Source organism: Nocardia thraciensis, assembly GCF_054782435.1.
The window spans coordinates 388385-406894 of the sequence record NZ_BAAGSM010000043.1; the positions used below are offsets into that span (position 1 = coordinate 388385).

12 protein-coding genes, 2 tRNA genes and 1 pseudogene are annotated in these 18510 nt (G+C 68.4%); 10 read left to right on the top strand and 5 right to left on the bottom strand.

Features of this window, described 5'->3' with window-relative positions; translation table 11 throughout:
* Window positions 1-31: 31 nt before the first annotated feature.
* Entirely contained in the window at window positions 32-568 is a 537-nt protein-coding gene (locus ACYVLQ_RS29075; RefSeq protein ID WP_460700695.1) for a transglycosylase family protein, read from the bottom strand.
* A gap of 893 nt (window positions 569-1461) precedes the next feature.
* Here ACYVLQ_RS29075 and ACYVLQ_RS29080 point away from each other — a divergent pair.
* The 5 genes and pseudogenes from ACYVLQ_RS29080 (at window position 1462) to ACYVLQ_RS29100 (ending at window position 4284) form a co-directional block, all read left to right on the top strand.
* Window positions 1462-1535 (top strand) — tRNA-Met (locus tag ACYVLQ_RS29080).
* Window positions 1536-1897: 362 nt separating this feature from the next.
* Window positions 1898-2344: pseudogene (locus ACYVLQ_RS29085) on the top strand (hypothetical protein); the annotation flags it as partial.
* Between the two features lie 191 nt (window positions 2345-2535).
* Window positions 2536-2715: a hypothetical protein gene (locus tag ACYVLQ_RS29090; RefSeq protein ID WP_460700744.1), complete on the top strand. Its 180-nt coding sequence runs from the start codon at window positions 2536-2538 to the stop codon at window positions 2713-2715.
* Window positions 2716-2990: 275 nt separating this feature from the next.
* Window positions 2991-3530: a bifunctional nuclease family protein gene (locus tag ACYVLQ_RS29095; RefSeq protein WP_460700696.1), complete on the top strand. Its 540-nt coding sequence runs from the start codon at window positions 2991-2993 to the stop codon at window positions 3528-3530.
* A gap of 139 nt (window positions 3531-3669) precedes the next feature.
* A complete protein-coding gene (locus ACYVLQ_RS29100) occupies window positions 3670-4284 on the top strand; it encodes a class I SAM-dependent methyltransferase (protein WP_460700697.1) in 615 nt (204 codons plus the stop codon).
* A 4-nt stretch (window positions 4285-4288) separates the two neighbouring features.
* Here ACYVLQ_RS29100 and ACYVLQ_RS29105 read toward each other — a convergent pair whose 3' ends face one another.
* Entirely contained in the window at window positions 4289-5188 is a 900-nt protein-coding gene (locus tag ACYVLQ_RS29105; RefSeq protein WP_460700698.1) for a LysR family transcriptional regulator, read from the bottom strand.
* Between the two features lie 242 nt (window positions 5189-5430).
* On the opposite strand from ACYVLQ_RS29105, the gene ACYVLQ_RS29110 reads away from it, so the two are divergent.
* Both ACYVLQ_RS29110 and ACYVLQ_RS29115 read left to right on the top strand, forming a co-directional pair.
* A complete protein-coding gene (locus ACYVLQ_RS29110) occupies window positions 5431-6552 on the top strand; it encodes an MFS transporter (RefSeq protein WP_460700699.1) in 1122 nt (373 codons plus the stop codon).
* A gap of 9 nt (window positions 6553-6561) precedes the next feature.
* Window positions 6562-6635: transfer RNA gene (locus ACYVLQ_RS29115), tRNA-Met, on the top strand.
* 236 nt (window positions 6636-6871) lie between these two features.
* Here the strand turns inward: ACYVLQ_RS29115 and ACYVLQ_RS29120 are convergent.
* The 3 genes from ACYVLQ_RS29120 to ACYVLQ_RS29130 all read right to left on the bottom strand — a co-directional run bounded on the left by ACYVLQ_RS29120 (window position 6872) and on the right by ACYVLQ_RS29130 (window position 8950).
* Window positions 6872-8071, bottom strand: coding sequence for a multidrug effflux MFS transporter (locus tag ACYVLQ_RS29120; RefSeq protein WP_460700700.1), 1200 nt, complete (start codon window positions 8069-8071; stop codon window positions 6872-6874).
* Window positions 8072-8106: 35 nt separating this feature from the next.
* Window positions 8107-8622: a MarR family winged helix-turn-helix transcriptional regulator gene (locus ACYVLQ_RS29125; RefSeq protein ID WP_460700701.1), complete on the bottom strand. Its 516-nt coding sequence runs from the start codon at window positions 8620-8622 to the stop codon at window positions 8107-8109.
* 133 nt (window positions 8623-8755) lie between these two features.
* Window positions 8756-8950 (bottom strand): hypothetical protein, encoded by a 195-nt coding sequence (locus ACYVLQ_RS29130; RefSeq protein ID WP_460700702.1) that lies wholly within the window; start codon window positions 8948-8950, stop codon window positions 8756-8758.
* A gap of 80 nt (window positions 8951-9030) precedes the next feature.
* On the opposite strand from ACYVLQ_RS29130, the gene ACYVLQ_RS29135 reads away from it, so the two are divergent.
* The 3 genes from ACYVLQ_RS29135 to ACYVLQ_RS29145 all read left to right on the top strand — a co-directional run.
* Entirely contained in the window at window positions 9031-9771 is a 741-nt protein-coding gene (locus ACYVLQ_RS29135) for an ABC transporter ATP-binding protein (protein WP_460700703.1), read from the top strand.
* Window positions 9768-12284 carry an ABC transporter permease gene (locus ACYVLQ_RS29140; RefSeq protein ID WP_460700704.1) on the top strand — a complete coding sequence of 839 codons (2517 nt, stop codon included), beginning with the start codon at window positions 9768-9770 and terminating at the stop codon, window positions 12282-12284. Before ACYVLQ_RS29135 ends, ACYVLQ_RS29140 begins: the two co-directional genes overlap by 4 nt.
* Before the next feature lie 350 nt (window positions 12285-12634).
* The coding region (locus ACYVLQ_RS29145; RefSeq protein ID WP_460700705.1) for an SDR family NAD(P)-dependent oxidoreductase at window positions 12635-18510 on the top strand (5876 nt) is incomplete at its 3' end.

Genomic DNA, 18510 nt, shown 5'->3' on the forward strand with positions numbered 1-18510 from the left:
GCGTCTCCCGGTATGGAGGAGTCTTCTCGGGTCAGCGGCCGAGCGAGTCGAGCAGACCGCTGTTCTGCTGCAGCAGCTGCTGGTACTGCTCGTCGACGCCGAACTGGCCCGCCAGCTGGTCGCCGGTGGTCTTGGCCTGTTCGATCAGGGCCTGGCGCTCGGAGGGAACCGCGGCCGGGGCGGCCAGCGGCTCGGGCTCGGGCTGCGCGGGCTCCGCGTCGGTCCCCGCGCCCCAGCGCAGGTACTGGCCGCACACGGGCCAGGCGCCCACGCCCTGGGTTTCGAGGACATTCTCCGCGACGCGGATCTGCTCCTCCTTCGAGGCGTTGGCGGGGCTACCGCTGCCACCGTTGGCATTCCAGGTGCTCTGCGAGAACTGCAGGCCCCCGTAGTAGCCGTTGCCGGTGTTGATGCCCCAGTTGCCGCCGCTCTCGCACTGGGCGACGCCGTCCCAGTCGTGCGCCGCGGCCGAGGCCGTGCTGGACATGGCGAACGGGACGGCAACAAGGGCGCCGGTGACGGCGACGAGGCCGAGGGCGCGACTGCTGATCTTCCGGTTCTGATTCATGGTGGATTCCCTCCCTGCGCCCACCAGCACGACGGTCGCCCGCCGGTCCCTGCCCCCAGGAGGTCGGGGATCCCTCGAACCGCGGGGCAGGGTCGCCGGTGTGCAGCGGTTCGGGTCGGTGCCCATCACGGGGTCGATCCGGGCCGAACACGACGATAACGAACCGATCTCAACAGATCACGTCTTGATAACAGCGAGAATTGCATGAAGCGTATAACCGCTCATCGGCCGTCGATGCAGGTTGGCTATGCTGTATTTCTAAATTCTGGACGGTCTGTTATGCATTCGTGATGTGTCGCAGATCACCCCGAAATAGTGTCGTGGATCACGTTTTGCTGGGGTTGCGTGGGTCCACGCGCGCGTGCGCCAGGGTTGAAACGGACATTTCGCACCGCCGCGCCGACCACTCCATGCGCCTTGTGGTCGGCCCTGCCCCCACCCTCCCGGCGCGCGGTCCTGCTTTGTCATCCCGACGCGTGGTCTGCTTTGTCGCCCCGACGCGCGGTCTGCTTTGTCGCCCGACGCGCGGTCCCACTTTGTCGCCCCGCGCGCTCCAACTTTGTCGCCCCGGCGCGGTCCTGCTTTGTCCCCCGGCGCGGTCCTGCTTTGTTGCCCCGGTGTGGTCCTGCTTTGTTGCCCCGGCGCGTGGTCCTGCTTTGTCGCCCGGGGCATGGTCCCGCTTTGTCATCCCGGCCCGCTTTTGGCTGGGATCAGCACGTCGGGGTGAATGGATGCGCGAGAGGGTGTGCCCCGACTGGGTGGCCTCGATCACAAAGCTCGTGGTGGGGGAGGTTCAGAGGGCGCTCCATGATCATCTCCGAAAGGCCCGAAATCCCACGTGGCCAGGCGATTTGTGTATGCGCAGCACGTGTGTGTAATGTTGTGTTCACCGACGCGGGGTGGAGCAGCTCGGTAGCTCGCTGGGCTCATAACCCAGAGGTCGCAGGTTCAAATCCTGTCCCCGCTACTAGCGGCCCAGGTCAGAAGGTGATTCACCAACTGGCCTGGGTCTTCTTTTTTGGGTCGAGTCTCCACTTTGTCTCCGCTATTGATGACTCGGTCCGGCACGTCCGCGACCTCGAACCGGACCGTCCCGCGCTTCATGTAGACGTCCTCCGTCATGGGTGCCTATGACGTGTTGTCTTCGTGACCGCACCGCGCAGAAAGCGTCGCCGGCGGTACATTGCATCACGTGATCGGCGCTTCTTCCGAGCTCCTACCTGGTCGGCGAGGCAAGCACCGATGACGTGCGGCGAGACCTGGAAGTCATCGCCCGGGATCTGCACTGCACCACGGTGATGCTCATCGGGGACGGCACCCGGTTGATCAATGCCGCCCGTACCGCCCTCGAGGTCGGGCTCAGCGTTCGACGTTTCCGAGCTGCCTCAGCCGACGCTGCTGACGCACCTGGACGCTGTCGCCGAGGCGGCCGAAGAACTTCGCCAGGAACACCCGGACCGGGTGACGCTTCTGGTCGGCAGCGAGTTCTCCCACACCGTGCCCGGCATCGTCCCCGGACTCCGGTCGTTCCTGCGCTTGAAGCTCATCGTGCGTTTCCACCGCGTGCTGCGGCGAAGAATCGACAGGCGGCTCCATCGGCTGCTCACCACCGCCGTGAGCACCGCGCGGCGTCGCTTCGGCGGGCCGGTCACCTACTCCGCGGCCGGGTGGGAACAGGTTGACTGGTCGCTGTTCGACCTGGTCGGCGTCAGCCTCTACCGCTCCGGCCGCAACCACGCCACCTACGCGGACCGCCTGCGTGCCCTGGTTCGCGACCACGACAAGCCCGTCGTCATCACCGAGTTCGGATGCGGCGCCTTCACCGGAGCCGACCGGCGAGGAGCCGGTTCCTTCTGGATCGTCAACTGGTTCACCGCACCCCCACGCATCCGCGGCGACCACCCCCGCGACGAGGAAGTTCAGGCCCGCTACCTCGGTGAACTCATCGACCAGTACGACAAGGGGGCGTGCACGGCTGCTTCGTGTTCACCTTCGCCATGCCCGACTTCCCGCACCACGACGATCCCCATCTCGACCTCGACAAGGCCGGCTTCGGGATCGTGGCGGTGACCGGCGACGGTGCGCGCAATCCCAAGAAGGCCTACCACGAGGTCGCGCGCCGCTACGGCGACATCGCCGCGGAGTAATGACCGAGCGGGAACCCCTGAATCAGCCACGCAAACAGCTCGCCCTCGATCTCGTCGAGCCGTGGCAGCTTTTTCGGGTTATGGCGAGCTCAGCTGTCTCCCTGGCGTCGAATTCTTCTGCGATGCAACGGGTCGGACGGACACCGAGCGACAGATCTCGAGAAGGACCTCCCCGTAGAAGGCGAGTTCGGTCAAGAATGGCCACGAGGTTGCGATCGTGGGACGCTCGGCATCGGTCGTTCGGTGGTGCCGATTCCGGAAGCCGTCGGAGCCTAATGCGTACTGGTTCGGTTGGCGGGCTGATCGTCGCCGATGGTTTGGAAGGGGGCGTGGTGCGGGAACTGCGCGTGGTAGGTATTACTGTTGAACATCGTCAGGATGACGGTGAGGAACCACGGCGGCAGGCTGTCCTCTGGTTGCGTGCGACCGATGGTGACCGTCGCTTCCTGCCGATCGATGTCGGGGACGGGGAGGCCACTGCGGTTGTCTTGGAGCAAGAGGGCGTCGAGCCGGTCGAACCGCTGACCCACGACTTGATCGGGAACATTCTCGCGGCGCTCGGGCGTCCTCTCCTCGAAGTGCGGATCGTGGATTTCCGGGAGGGGAGGTTCAAATCCGAGCTGCTTTTCCACGGCAACGTGCGGGTGCCGGCACGCACGTCGGATTCGGTCAACGTCGCGATGCGTGTGGGCTCCCCGATCTACGTCGAGGAAGGAGTGTTGGGCCAGTACGGGGTCGATCCGTCCCCCGACGAGCAGAACGAGAGCGACGACGTCTCCGTATCGGCGCCTGCCGACTCCGCTGAGAGTGCGTGACGGATTACGAATGGTGGCAGGATTTCTGGATCCGAATCGCGAACAACGCCATCGCGGGGCAGATCAGCCCGGGGTTGACTTCGACCCGACCTGAACCAGCAGTCTGGGGTACGACATTCACGGTCAGGAAGGATGCGCGATGCACCCGCCGCCCACACCCGCGGTCAATCACCACGCCGGACATCCCGGCTTCGCCGGGCCGATCGGATCGGCGATGGGGCTGTACATGTTCTTCGCCGGTCTGCGGCGCGCCCGGGCGGTGGTCGACCTGGCGGCGGTGACATCGTCCGACAGTGTCGTGGACATCGGATGTGGCCCGGGTGGCGCGGTCGCGGCGGCGTCGCGTCGCGGCTGTCGGGTCACCGGCGTGGATCCGTCCCCGGCGATGTTGCGGCTGGCCCGAATCCTCGTGCGTGACAAGACGATCGGATGGGTGCGCGGGTCGGCCGAGGCACTGCCGCTGGAGGATGGCGCGGCCACCGTCGCCTGGGCGGTCGCCACCGTCCACCACTGGCCTGACGTCACGGGCGGGCTCGCCGAGATCCGGCGCGTGCTGACGCCCGGCGGCCGGTTGCTGGCGATCGAGCGGTGTGTCCGCGCCGACGCCACCGGGCTGGCGAGTCACGGGTGGACCGAATCCCAGGCCCGGGCCTTCGCCGACCTGTGCCGCGCCGCCGAATTCACGGACCTGCGGGTCGAGAGTCGTGCGATGGGGCGATACGAGGCCTGGGCGGTGCATGCCGTCCGTCCGTGAACGGCTAGTTCCGCTTCGGCGGGCGCGAGCGGCCCCAGGTCCGGCGGAGTTCGGCGAGAACGACTTCCAGTGCCGGGCCGGGATGGCGGCGGGGGTGGATGGCCATGTGGATGTCGCAGGCGGGCAGGTCGGGGCCGGGGATGACGCGCAATTCGCCGGAGCGGATCTCGGATTCGGCGCTGATCGCGGGAAGCGCCGTCCACCCGAGCCCGACGGCGACGCAGCGCTTGATGGCCTCGATACTGCCGAAACGGGATCGGCGCCCGGCGTCCGCGCCGGTCGCGGCGAGGTGCTTGGCGACGTCGTCGCTGTAGCCGCAGCCCTCCTCGATGAGCAGGGCGTCGCGCCCGGCCAGTTCGGCCCACGTCGTCGAATCACCGGTTCGCGCACTGTGATCGAGCAGGATCAGCGGCTCCGACCCGATCCTCTCCAGGGCCAGATCGGTCACCGGCGCCCGGGGTTCCATCGTGAGCGCCAGATCGGCGGCGCCGCGACGCACCGCGTCCAGCGCGTCGCCGATGCCGCCGGGGCTGATCCATACCCGCACATCGGGTTCCGCCGCCCGGACCGCTCCTATGACGGCGGGCAGGCGGTAAGTGCACAGTGATTCCGGGGCGATCACGCGCACGGTGCCGTGGGGGCGGGAATTGCTCGGCCCGGTGAGCGCCCGCAGCCGGTCCTCGGCGGCGAGCATCTCTTCCGCATGCGCGATCAAGCGGGCGCCGAGATCGGTGACGACGACGCCGGAGGAGAGCCGGTCCAGTAGGCGGCCACCGAGCCGGCGCTCGAGCTTCTGCACGTGACCGGTCACGGTCGACTGGGTGTAGCCGAGTTCGGCGGCCGCGTCGGTGAAGCTGCCCGACCGCGCGACGGCCAGGAAGCTGCGGAGGAGCCTGGTATCCACCGTGCTATCGAGGTTCGTGATGGCTGGGATCGCGGTTCATCGTTGGACAGAATACGCGGTCGGGCGTGATGGTGGAGTCGTGCCCAGCGACAGTCCCACCGGACCGGCCGGTGGCGGCGGAGAGCGAGGTCGACACGATGACTCCGGAGACCGGCCGCGCCGGAGCGGCATGCCAGCCGCGTACGACAGACAATGTCCACTCGGACAAGGGGTTTCGGCTACGACCGCCAAGTGGTTTCCAGGTGCTCCTGGCGGTGACGTTCCTCGCCTTCGTCAACTACGCGGCGCTGCTGTCGGTCGTCCCGCTGTGGTCCGCGACGGGCGGGGCCGCCAGCGTGGCCGTGGGGTCGACGACGGGAGTCATGATGGCGGCCACCGTGGCCACGCAGTTGGCTGTGCCGTGGCTGTTCCGGGTCATCGCACTGCGGACGATGATCATCATCGGCGCGGTGCTGCTCGGGGCGCCGACACCGCTGTACGTGCTGTCCGCCGACCTCACCCCGATCATGGTGATCACCGTGGTCCGGGGTATCGGGTTCGCGCTGGTGGTCACGGCCGGGGCCACGCTCGTCGCGGACCTGGCGGCTGTCGGCAAGCTGTCGTCCGCGGCCTCGCTGTACGGCACGGCCGCCGCCCTGCCCAATCTCGCCGCGCTCGCCGGGGGCGTCTGGATCGCTCGGTCATGGGGATTCCCGGTGGTGTTCTGGGGCGCCGCGGCCGCGTGCCTCGGCGGCGCGCTGCTGGCGTGGCTGTTGCCGCGCGGGCGTCGCGGCGCATTCCGGCTGGGATCGATGGCCGATGTGCGCGCGATCGCGGTGCCGATCGCGTTGTTCTTGACGACGGCCGGATCCTTCGGCGCCGCGACAACCTTTCTGCCCGTGGCATTTCCGGAGGCCGGGACCGCCTCGTGGGCGCTGCTCGCGGCGTCCGTCGCCCTGGTCTCGGCGCGGTTGGCCGCCGGGGTGATCGGTGACCGCTTCGGCGCGGGCCGCCTGCTGTTGACGTCGGTGCTGTGTTGCGCGGCCGGGCTGGCGCTCACCGCCGCCGCCCTGGCGGGAACGCATGTCCTGCTGATCATCGGGGCCACGCTGCTGGGCGCGGGTTTCGGTGCCTGCCAGAACGATTCGTTCGTGCTGACCATCCAGTCGCTCGGCGGCGGTCGCAGCGGCACGGCCAGCACAATATGGAATATCGCCTACGACGGCGGCCTGGGACTCGGCGCCGTCATCCTCGGCTGGGTCATCGGCGCCGCAGGATACGCCGGGGCATTCCTCTGCGCGGCAGTCGGTATCGGCGCGCTCGCGCTCGCCCGGATACCGGTGCGGCCGCGATTAGGGACCGGAGGGCAGGGCCGTGTAGGGTGATGACTACGACGCGGGGTAGAGCAGCTCGGTAGCTCGTTGGGCTCATAACCCAGAGGTCGCAGGTTCAAATCCTGTCCCCGCTACTAGGGGAAACGGCCCGGAACCACTTGGTTCCGGGCCGATTTCACGTTGTTTGGCAGCACTAGACAAATTCAGTTTCATGGGTGCGGCGTCTTCGTCACCATCCTGATCCCTCGACCCGAGCGGGTCCGGCTTCGACCGCGCGGTAGATCACTGAAATCGCTTCAGCTTCAGGAAGACTGGCGCGCGGGTTCACGCATCCGATGCGTTCAACCGCGCCTCACCGGTTGCGGACATATCAGCCGTTGTGGAATGCGGGGTGTGAGTGGCGGGCTGCAGCATGGGCGGCGAGGGTGGCCATGATGAGGGTGGTGGTCATTATTGCGGCCATGGGCGTTGGGTTATCGGTGCCGACCAGGCCCACGGCGGGGGAAGCGACGGCACCGAGAAGGAATTGTCCGCCGCCGAGTAGGGCGGAGGTGGCACCTGGTGCGTTGCGTCCGCGTTGCTGGGCTATGGTGACCGCGGCGGGGAAGAACACGCCGAATGCGGTGAGCGACAACAGAAGACATACCCAGGTGACGAGCATGGGGCTGCCGGTGGTGGCGGAGACGAGCAGGAGCATGGCCGTCCCGGTCGATGCGAAAGCGGCGCTGGCGGTCAGCAGAGTCTCCGGCGAGGTGTGCCGGGCCAGGCGTCCGTAGGCGAGACTTCCGGCCATGTTGCCGACGGCGTTGACGCCGTAGATCAGGCTGGCGGCCGCGGGCGTGAGGTGGTAGACGTCCTGGAAGACGAATGTGGTCCCGGCGATGTAGGTGAAAACCGCTGCGCCACCGAACGACAACGCCAGCACGGGCGCCCGGACGGGGCCGTGGGTAGCGAGTGCGACGATCGCGCGTAGTCCGGCGGCCACACCGCCGGACGGGCGGGCGTGGCGCGGATATGATTCCGGGATCCATCGCCAGACCCCTGCCGCGAGTAGCAGGCCGAAGGCCGCGAGGACCCCGAACACGCCGCGCCACGGTAGGAACAGCAGCAGCGCCCCGCCTGCCATCGGGGCGAGAACCGGTGCGGCGGCGGTGATCGCGCCGAGCCGGGAGTACACGGCCGCGATGTCGTGGTCGTCGAATAGATCGGCGACCACGGCGCGGGCCACGACGATGCCCGCGGCGCCGCTGACGCCCTGGCCGAACCGTGCGACATCGAGGACGGCGATGGTAGGCGCCAGTGCGCAGATCGTGGAGAGCAGCGCGAACCCGGCGGTACCCGACAGCAGGACGGGGCGTCGCCCGACGATGTCGCTGAGCGGCCCGAGGACCAGTTGGCCAACGATGATGCCGACCAGGAACCCCGTCAGCGACACCTGCGCGCCGGAGGCGTCGGTACCGAGTGACTCGGCCAGCTCCGGCAGGCCGGGCACATACATGTCGGTAGCCAGTGGTGCGGCGCCGCTGAGCCCGGCGAGCACCAGGAGCAGTCGAACCCGCTTGGGCTGCACCGTGTTCGGCGCCGGACTTTGCGCACGAGGGGCCGTCATAGTGCGGGGGCCGCGCCGTCGCCGCGCGACGGTTCGGGAGGGTCGGCGGCGAGGGTGATGTCGGCTTCGGCGACCTGGCGCAACAGCCCGGCCGCGATGCCGAGGACATTGCGCTCGGCATCGGTCAGGGTGTGCCGCAGCGCGGCGGCCAGCCAGGTATTACCGTCGCGCACGTGCTCTCGCAGCGCCTCGCGGCCCGCCTCGGTGATCGCGATGTCTTGCTGTCGTGCGTCGATATCGCTGCGGGAGCGGCGAATTCGACCCAGTTCGTCGAGTTCGTTGAGGATGCGGGTCAGTGATTGCACCTGCAGCCCTTCGATCGCTGCCAGCTTGGACGCCGTCAGCGGACCGCTGTGCGCGAGGTTCGCCAGTACCGACGCCGCGAGCCGGGTCAGCGGTCTACCGGCGCCGGGTTGTTCCGCGCGTAGCCGCGACGACAGCCGCGACACCGCCCACCGCACCGATTCCGCCAGCCGCAGAGCATCATCGGCCTGTCCGTTCTCCGTAGCCATAAATACTAAGCTAACGCTTGCTAATATTACAGTCAACCCAGAGAAAGCTGATAGTTATAGAAGCGCCAGCTTACTAATCTGTGTTGGATGGGCGGCGTCCGAGGCTTTGCTGGACAGGCCTGGGTCGCCGCGGCTACCGATCCGTCCACGATTCAGGAGTCGGTGGCGTGGAAGATTCGGTCGAGTTGATCGTGTTGCACCGAGCGGCGTAGTCGACGGTGCGCTGCCCGGCGAGCACGCTGGTCCCGAGGCCGTTGACCAGCATGACCAGTCGTGTCGCCTCGAGTCGCGGATCGGCGGGGGCCTCGGCTTGGCCGCCGCTGGTCACCTGGCGGTCCCCGCCAGCGCCGCGAGCGGTCGGCCGCTTTTCTATTGGGTCGGCGGTGGCGGTGTGGCATGCTCCGATTCATGCCGTCTGCCAACGATGCCGTCGGGAGTTCGATGTCGCTCTCTGTCACCTGCACGAACGTGGTTCGGGAATATCGGGTCGGTGGGCAGACGGTTCGGGCGCTCGACGGTGTCGACGTGACGCTGACCGGTGGTCACTTCGTCTCGGTCGTCGGCCCGTCCGGGTCGGGTAAGAGCACGCTCCTGCACTTGCTGGGCGCCCTGGACAAGCCGGATTCGGGCTCGATCCGGTTCGGTGAGACCGAGATCGGTGTGCTGAACGACGAGCAGCAGTCCGAATTCCGGCGCCGCCGAGTGGGTTTCGTATTTCAGTTCTTCAACCTCCTGCCGACGATGTCCGCTTGGGAGAACGTCGCCGTCCCGAAACTGGTCGACGGCGTGGCGCTACGCAGGGCGAAGCCCGCCGCGCTCGCGTTGCTGGACAGGGTGGGGCTGAGGTCGCGCGCCGAGCACCGGCCGGCGGAGTTGTCCGGCGGTGAAATGCAGCGGGTCGCTGTCGCGCGGGCATTGCTGATGGACCCGCCGTTGATTCTGGCCGACGAGCCGACCGGCAATCTGGATTCGAAGACGGGCCTCTCGATTCTCGAGTTGCTCGCCGAGGTCGCCGGTGAGGCCGGGACCGGACGGGCGGTGGTCATGGTGACACACAATCCGGACGCGGCCCGGCTCACCGATCGCGTCCTGACCTTGCAGGACGGGCATATCACGTCCGACGAAACGACCGGATGCGGTGTGATGTGAGAAGGACCAGGGCGATCTGGGATCGGTTCCGGCTGTTCAATATCGGTGAGCTGGTGGCTCATCCCGGCCGGACGCTGATGTCCCTGACAGTGCTCGGGGTATCGGCATCGCTGATGGTGGCCGTGTTCAGTATCTCCGGATCGCTCACCGGTTCCATGCACAGGCTCGTCGACGAATTGGGCGGCGACTCGGCGGTCGAGGTCAGCGGGATCACCGATGCCGGTTTTCGACAGGACCTGGTGGGCGAGATCGAATCCGTACCCGGCGTGCGCACGGCGGTACCGATGATGCGCACTCAGGTCGGTTCGAACGAGAATCGCGCCCTACTGGTGGGGGCGGATGCCCGGATCGCGCAGCTGGGCAGTTCGCTCACCGGCGCGTTCGCCGATGACGCCGGGAAACTCCTGTCCACACCCAACGGGGTTCTCGTCGGCGCGTCCATGGGCTACCGGGAAGGCGACACGATACCGTTCGCCGCCGGAAAGGCCACTGTCGCGGGCCTTGTGACGGACGCCGAGGCCGGTGCGCTGAACAGCGGGCACGTTGTCGTGACCACGCTGGCGACCGCGCAACGCCTCACCGGGCGCACCGGGCAGGTGGATTCGGTGCAGATCATCGCGGCGCCCGGCACCGACGTAGGGCGGTTGCGCACGGCCCTGACCGATGTGGTGAACGGTCGGGCCGTGGTCGCCGATCCCGGCTTCCGTGCCGCCCAGACCGGTGGCGTCGTGGTGCTCATCCGGTATTCCAGCTTGATGGCCGCCGCGGCGGCCCTGGTGGTGTCGGCCTTCCTCACTTACAACGCGATGGCGATGGCGATCGCTCAGCGGCGTCCGACATTGGCGGTCCTGCGGGCGGTCGGGGCCGTGCGGGGTCCGATGGTCCGGGATTTGTTCCTGGAGGCCGTCCTGGTCGGCCTGTGCGGTGGTCTCGTGGGCGCCGGTATCGGCGTTGTGGCGGGACGTATCACGATCGGTCAGCTACCGGCGGCGATCGTGCAATCGATGGAGGCGCGCACCGAGTACCTCGTACCCGGCTATGCGGTTCCCGTCGCGGTGGGATTGTGCGTCCTGGCCAGCGTCGTGGCGGCGGCCTTCGCGGCCCGGGCGGTATACCGGGTGCAGCCGATCGAGGCGCTGACTCCGGTGGCGGCGGCTACCTCCGACGCAATCCGGCCCGCGTGGCGCCGGGCCGCGGCGGTGCTGGGGCTGCTGCTGGTGACGGCGGTGATCTACGTGGCGGCGAACGCCCCGGGAGCGTGGTCGCTGGCATCGGTATCGCTGGCGTTCGGGGCGCTGATCGTGTGGTGGTTCGCGGCGAGCGCACACGTCGTGCGGGCGGCCGCGGGCATCGCTCGCCGGTTCGGTGGTCCCGGGGCGCTGGGCGCCACCAACCTCGAACGTGCGCCCCGCCGGGTGTGGGCGACGGCGATGACCGTGTTGATCGGGGTCGCGGCGGTTGTTTCCACCGGCAGTGCGACCCGGATCGTGGTCGATTCCGCGGGACAGAGTTTCGAACATCTGGCGGCCGCGGACTTCTGGGTGACGCCCGGGTCGATGAATCAGTTCCCGACCGGTCCGTTGCTGCCGACGGGGCTGGCCGAGCGGATTGCGGCGCTGCCCGGGGTCGCGGCCGTGGGTCCGGTGCAGCTGGCATTCGCGAACGTGGGATCCGAGCGTGTGATGCTGCAGGGAGTTCCGGCTCCACCGGCGGGAGCAGGCGCCGATTTCGGTCGACTCAATACGGCGGTCACCCCGCAAGCGGGTGCGGCGGTGGTATCGGGAAAGGGGGTGGTGATCTCTCGCGATGTTGCCAGGAGCCTGGGGCTGTCCGAGGGGGACACGCTCACCCTGCCTACCCCGACAGGTCGGCATGAGGTCCGGATCGTGCAGGTGATCCCATACTTCGCCGCGATCTCCGGAACCATCATGATGGATCTGCCACGCATGCGGAATTGGTACAACCGGCCCGGCGAGACCATGCTCGCGGTGGATCTGGCGTCCGGAGCCGACCCGGATGCCGTCCGCGCCGAGTTGCGTCGGGTGGTGCCGCAGGACCTGTCGATCGATTCCGGTGCGGAGGCCGTCGCCGGTACGTCGAGCAGTTTGCGGCAGGGCACCGCGCTGGCTACGAATACGTCGTGGATCGTCATGGCGGTGGCCGCCGTCGCGCTGCTCAACACCTTGATGCTGTCGGTGCTGGATCGGCGCCGAGAGATCGGCGTGCTCCGCGCGATGGGCACCAGTCGCCGCTTCCTGCTCCGCTCGGTGGTGGCCGAGGCACTCGGGATCGGTGTGCTCGGCGCCGTCGGCGGATTGGTGGGCGGCGCAGCGATCCAATACCTGGGCGCCGTGGCGATCGGCCGAGCCATGTCGATAGACATCGACTATCACGTAGGTCCGTTGCTCGGGGTTTACGGCGCGGTAGCTCTGCTGCTGGCCCTGCTCGGGGCGATTCCCCCGGCAGTGCGGGCAACACGCATGCCGGTGGTAGAGGCGCTGGCCGTCGACTGAATGGCGAGACCGCTAATTCAGCCGATAGTCCTTTTCCCATTATTGGGACCACAGGCTCGGAGTTGTCGATACGATAGCTGGACGTTGCGTTGTACAGTGAAAAACGGAAGGTTCGGTTATGTTCCGCACGAGTTCGGCTACTGTTTCCGCGCCGGTCACGTGTGCCGGGTGTGGAATTCCGGGTGGGTTCGAGAGTCGGTCCGGGATGGTTGCCCATGGGTGTCGGGCAGTCAAGGTCGTGTGTTCGCGTCGTGTGTTCGCGGGATCGGCGGTAGGTCGCGCAGCGTGGCGGGAGAAGACATCGCCGCGGCTCGCGTGTGCAGTTGTGTGACCGATCGGTGGATTGAGGATTGTCGAACGAGGAGAAGCTCAGAACCTACCTGCGTCGCACACTGGGTGAGGCGCGCGAGGCACACAGCGAGGTCCGACGGCTACGGGCACAACAGTCCGAACCGATCGCGGTGGTCGGTATGGCATGCCGGTTGCCGGGTGGTGTGACGACCCCGGACGAGTTGTGGGAGCTACTCGACGGCGAACGCGACGCTGTCGGCTCCTTTCCGACGGAGCGCGGCTGGGATACCGCCGCGCTCTACGACCCGGATCCGGATGCACCAGGGCGAACATATTCGTGCGCCGGTGGTTTTCTCGACGACGCCGCCGATTTCGATCCGGAATTCTTCGGAATTTCACCGCGCGAGGCCGTGTCGCTGGATCCCCAGCAGCGAATTCTGCTGGAAACCGCTTGGGAGGCCATCGAATACGCCGATATCGACCCGCTGTCGCTGCGGGGCAGCCGAACCGGGGTGTTCGCCGGAATAACAGCGAACGACTACGGCGCCCGGTTGCTCGGCAGTGCGCAGTGGCCGCGGGTCGAGGGGCACTGGGTAACCGGGAGCGCCCTCAGTGTCGCCTCCGGTCGGATCGCCTATCACCTGGGGCTGCACGGTCCCGCGCTGTCCATCGATACCGCCTGCTCGTCGTCGTTGGTGACGGTGCACGAGGCGAGTCGGTCGCTGCGATCGAGGGAATGTGATCTGGCATTGGCCGGCGGCGCGACGATCATCGCGACCCCCGCTGGGTTCCTGTCCTTCGCGCGCCAGCGTGGACTGGCCGCCGACGGTCGCTGCAAATCGTTCGCCGCCGCGGCCGACGGTGTCGGGTGGGCCGAGGGCGGGAGCATGCTGCTGCTGGAGCGATTGTCCGACGCGCAGCGCAACAACCGCACGATCTGGGCTGTGATACGCGGCAGCGCGATCAATCACGACGGTGCGAGCAACGGCCTGACCGCGCCGAACGGGATCGCACAGCAGCGGGTGATTCGGGAGGCCCTGGCGTCGGCGGGGCTGTCCGCCCGCGATATCGATGTGATCGAGGCGCACGGCACCGGCACCCGGCTCGGCGATCCGATCGAGGCACACGCGTTGCTGGCCACGTACGGGCAGGACCGTCACGGTCGCGAACCGGTGGTGGTGGGGTCGCTGAAGTCCAACATCGGACATACGCAGGCGGCGGCCGGGGCGGCGGGCGTGCTGAAGGTCGTCTTGGCCATGCGCCATGCCCGCGTGCCGCGTTCGCTGCATATCGACGAGCCGAGCCCCCATGTGGACTGGTCGTCCGGTGCGGTGGAGCCCGCGACGGCGGCACGGCCGTGGGACACCGACGGGCGGCCGCGCCGGGCGGGAGTGTCGTCGTTCGGAATCAGCGGTACCAACGCGCATGTCATCGTCGAGGAGGGCCCGCCCACGGAGCACTCGGACGGTGGTGGCGCCGGTTTGCCGGTTCTGCCATGGGTGGTGTCGGCCCGCGACGCGCCGGGCCCGGCGCGGCAGGCCGCCAGACTCGCGCATTGGGCGCGGGACAGGCCGGGTGTGTCGGCCGCGGACGTCGCGTGGTCGCTGGGTAATCGCGCGCGGTTCGAGCGCACCGCGGTCGTGCTGGGTGGCGATCGGGACGAGTTGCTGGCCGGACTGGATACGCTCGCGCGGGGCCGACCGTCATCATCGGTGGTCGAGGGTGTGGCCCGGACCGGGAAGACAGCCTTCGTCTTTCCGGGGCAGGGCGCCCAATTCACCGGTATGGGGCGGGAGCTGTACCGAAGGTTTCCGGTGTTCGCGCAGGCATTCGATGCCGTGGCCGGGGAACTGGAACGGGCTGGGTTGCCGTCGGTCGCGGCCATGTTGTGGGACGGCTCGGCAGCTTTGGAGCGCACCGATCAGGCGCAGCCGGCGCTGTTCGCGGTCGGGGTCGCGCTGTATCGGCTGTTCGAATCCTTTGGTGTGCGAGCGGATTTCGTGGTCGGACATTCGATCGGCGAGTTCGCTGCCGCCCACGTGGCCGGGGTGTTCGACCTCGCCGACGCCGCGATGCTGGTGGCCGCTCGCGCACGGCTGCTGGCGGCGCTGCCGCCCGGGGGCGCGATGGCGGCGGTAAGCGCGCCCGTGGCCGAGGTGCGGTCGGCGCTGGTCGCGGGCGTGGAGCTGGCGGCGATCAACGGTCCACGAGCGGTGGTGGTCTCCGGGGCCGCGGATCGAGTCGAGGATGTGACCGTCGCACTGCGGGACAGTGGTCACCGCGTCGACCCGCTACCGGTATCGCACGCCTTCCATTCGGCGCTCGTGGAGCCGATGCTCGAGGAGTTCGCCGCAGTCGCCGGACGGATCGAGTACCGGGCGCCCGCGATTGCGTTGTGCGGCACCGTCTCCGGTGCGATGATCGGGCCGGAGTCGACCGGTCCGGACTATTGGGTGCGCCAGATTCGGGAACCGGTCCGGTTCGCCGATGCGGTGCGGGCGCTGGTCACCGCCGGCGCTCTCCGGTTCGCCGTGCTGGGACCGGACGGCGGGCTGTCCGGGCTCGTGGCGGAGGCCGCGGGCGACACCGATGTGGTATCGGTGGCAGCGCTACGGAAGGGGCGGGACGAGGTCCGGGCGGTGGTCGAATCGCTGGCCGGGTTGTACACCGATGGCGCCGAGGTGGATTGGCGTGCGCTACTGGCAGCCGAATCCGCCGCCTACGTACCCGTGCCCACATATGCTTTCGCGCACCGGCGCTTCTGGGCCGAGGCGACCCCGGCGCCGAGCGGATCGGAGCGTGCGGCGTCTCGGCACCCGCTGACCAATGCGATTGTGGCGCTGCCGGATTCCGGTGGCGTGGTATTGCGGGGGCGATTGTCTGCGGCCGCGCAGCCATGGCTGGCCGATCATCGGATCGGGGAACAGGTCGTGCTCGCGGGGTCGGTCCTCGTCGAACTGGCCCTCCGCGCCGGTGCCGAGGTCGGATGCCCGAATATTCTCGAGCTGTCCATGGCCGCGCCAGTGCCTGTGCCCCGTGCGGGAGTCGACGTGGAGGTGATCGTCGGCGCGGCCGACGAGGCGGGCTGCCGACCGGTCTCGGTGTATTCGCGGGCATCGCCCGACGAGAACGAGTGGCGGCCGCACGCCGAAGGGACGTTGGCGGCGAATACCCTTGCCGAAGAGAATGTCTCGCTCGCTCGACCGGACGACGCGGTGGCGGTCGATCTGACCGACTGGTACGAGCGGCTGGATACGGCCGGATACCACTACGGGCCCGCGTTTCGGCGGATGACCGCACTGTGGCGGCGCGGTGACGAACTGTATGTCGAAGCGGCACTGCCGGATTCGCACGCCGCCGAGGGCTTCGGGCTACATCCGGTGCTGCTCGACGCGATCCTGCACGCGCATTTGCTCACCCGTTCGGTCGATGATCCGGTGATCGTGCCGTTCACCTGGCAGGACGTCGCCTTGCACGCTTCCGGGGCGACAGCGGTCCGCGCGCGCATCACGCCCGGCGCGGCCGAGGGCCTGGCGGTGGAGATCGCCGACCGGCAGGGCCGTCCGATTCTGTCGGTCGGGACGGTGCGGGCACGGGAGGTCCGGGACGTGCCCGCGGCGGCCGGGGTGCAGGTGCCTGTCCGGCAGCTGGACTGGGAACGGGTGCGGACATCCGGTGCCTCGGTGCAGTACGCGTTCTGGGACGACGCGGTCGTTGCCGCGCCGGGACCGGTGGTCCTGGATCTGCGGAGCGTGGGCGACGACGTCGATGTCGTCGGTCAGGCGCACTCGGCAGTGGGCAGGGCATTCGATGTGCTGCGACTGTTTCTGGGAGAGGAGACGTTCGCCGGGAGCACGCTCGTGGTGTGCACGCGCGGTGCGGTTTCGGTGGCCGATACCGACCGGGTGCGTCCCGCGGCGGCGGCTATCTGGGGCCTGGTGCGCTCGGTGCAGGCCGAGGAGCCCGACCGCGTGGTCGTGTGCGATGGCGACGAGAGCACGGATATCGCCGATCTGGTCGCCGCGGTGACCGGTGCGCGGGAACCACAGGTTGCCGTGCGGGGTGGCGCCGGATATGTCCCGCGGTTGGTCGGTGCTGGCTCCGCGGGCGCACCGGCGCCCGATCTGACCGCCGGTACCGTCCTGATCACCGGCGGCACCGGCGGACTGGGTGCGGTGCTGGCGCGACATCTGGTGCGGCAGTACGGTGTTCGCCACCTGTTGCTGACGAGCCGGCGAGGTCCGGCAGCGCCGGGGAGCGAAGAACTGCGTGCCGAACTGTCCGAACTCGGCGCCTCGGTGTCGATCGCGGCATGCGACGTATCCGATCGCGCGGCCGTCGCGGACCTGATAGCGGCGGTGCCGGGTGGTGCGCCGCTCGTCGGGGTGGTGCACGCGGCCGGAGTATTGGCGGACGGACTGGTGGGCGGGCTCACCCGGGACGAATTCGAACGCGTCCTGCGGCCCAAGGTCGACGGCGCCTGGTACCTGCACGAATCGACCGCGGATCTCGATCTTCGGATGTTCGTGCTGTTCTCCTCCGTGGCCGGGGCGATCGGCGCGGCGGCACAGGCCAATTACGCGGCGGCGAACGCTTTTCTGGATGGTCTGGCCCGGTCACGGCATGCGAGCGGCCTGCCCGCCGTGTCGATTGCCTGGGGACCCTGGGCCGCGGACCGCGGGATGACCGCAACGCTCGCCACGGACGATTTCGCCCGGTTGGGCCGCATCGGATTCGTACCGCTGTCGGCGGCCGCGGGCCTCGGACTCTTCGACGCCTCGTTGCGGACCGGTCGACCCGATATCGTTGCCGCGCAACTCGATCCGCGTGCGCTGCGGGAGCACCGTCGATCCGGGGCGGCGGCCCCGATCTGGAACTCCCTCGTCCCCGCGGCGCGGCCGGTCGCGCGCACGGGCAGTTCGGCGGTGGCCGCGGAAAGCCGGTTCGCCGACCTCGGCGCGGCCGAACGTCGTGCGGTGGTGGGTGAGCTGATCGCCGCGGAGATCGCGGCGGCCCTGGGATACGACGGGCCCGACGACATCGATGCCGATCGAAATTTCCGGGATCTCGGATTCGATTCTCTGACCGCGCTCGACGTTCGCAATCGCGTCCGACGAGCCACCGGCGTGTCCGTGCCGGTGACGGCGATCTTCGACTATCCGACGCCTGCCGCGCTGACCGAGCATGTGCTCGAAAAACTCGGCGGGACAACGCGGTCGCGACCTCGCCGGGCGATGCGCGAAAGCGCCGGGACCTCCGAGCCGATAGCCATCGTCGGTGTGGGCTGCCGCTATCCGGGCGGGGTCACGTCCCGTGCCGGATTGTGGAATCTGGTGGCCGAAGGCCGGGACGCGGTGCATGAATTCCCGGACGATCGCGGATGGGACCCGGAGATATTCGATCCGGACGCGGATGGCTCGGGAAAGTCCTACACCCGATGGGGCGGATTCCTGTACGACGCTGGCGATTTCGATGCCGAGTTCTTCGGAATCAGCCCGCGCGAGGCGCTGGAAACCGATCCACAGCAGCGCATTCTGCTCGAGGTGGCCTGGGAGGCATTGGAGGACGCCGGAATTGATCCGGTCACGTTGCGGGGAAGTGACACCGGCGTCTTCGCGGGCGTGATGTATCACGACTATGGGACACCGACGAGTGCTGGTTCGCTGGTCTCCGGCCGCGTTTCCTACGCCTTGGGTTTGGAGGGTCCGGCGGTGTCGGTGGATACCGCGTGTTCGTCGTCGCTGGTGGCGATTCATCAAGCGTGCCAGGCGTTGCGGGCCGGAGATTGCGGACTTGCGCTCGTCGGGGGTGTGACGGTCATGGCGACTCCGGCAGCGTTCGTGGAGTTTTCTCGGCAGCGTGGGTTGGCTCCGGATGGTCGGTGTAAGTCGTTTGCTGATGGGGCTGATGGTGTTTCGTGGGGTGAGGGTGCGGG

Excerpts from the sequence above, each read along its gene's own strand:
- ACYVLQ_RS29135 (WP_460700703.1), top strand. The coding sequence starts at position 9,031 with ATGCCGTCTGCCAACGATGCCGTCGGGAGTTCGATGTCGCTCTCTGTC.
- ACYVLQ_RS29125 (WP_460700701.1), bottom strand. The coding sequence starts at position 8,622 with ATGGCTACGGAGAACGGACAGGCCGATGATGCTCTGCGGCTGGCGGAA.
- ACYVLQ_RS29095 (WP_460700696.1), top strand. The coding sequence starts at position 2,991 with ATGCGTACTGGTTCGGTTGGCGGGCTGATCGTCGCCGATGGTTTGGAA.
- ACYVLQ_RS29100 (WP_460700697.1), top strand. The coding sequence starts at position 3,670 with ATGCACCCGCCGCCCACACCCGCGGTCAATCACCACGCCGGACATCCC.
- ACYVLQ_RS29075 (WP_460700695.1), bottom strand. The coding sequence starts at position 568 with ATGAATCAGAACCGGAAGATCAGCAGTCGCGCCCTCGGCCTCGTCGCC.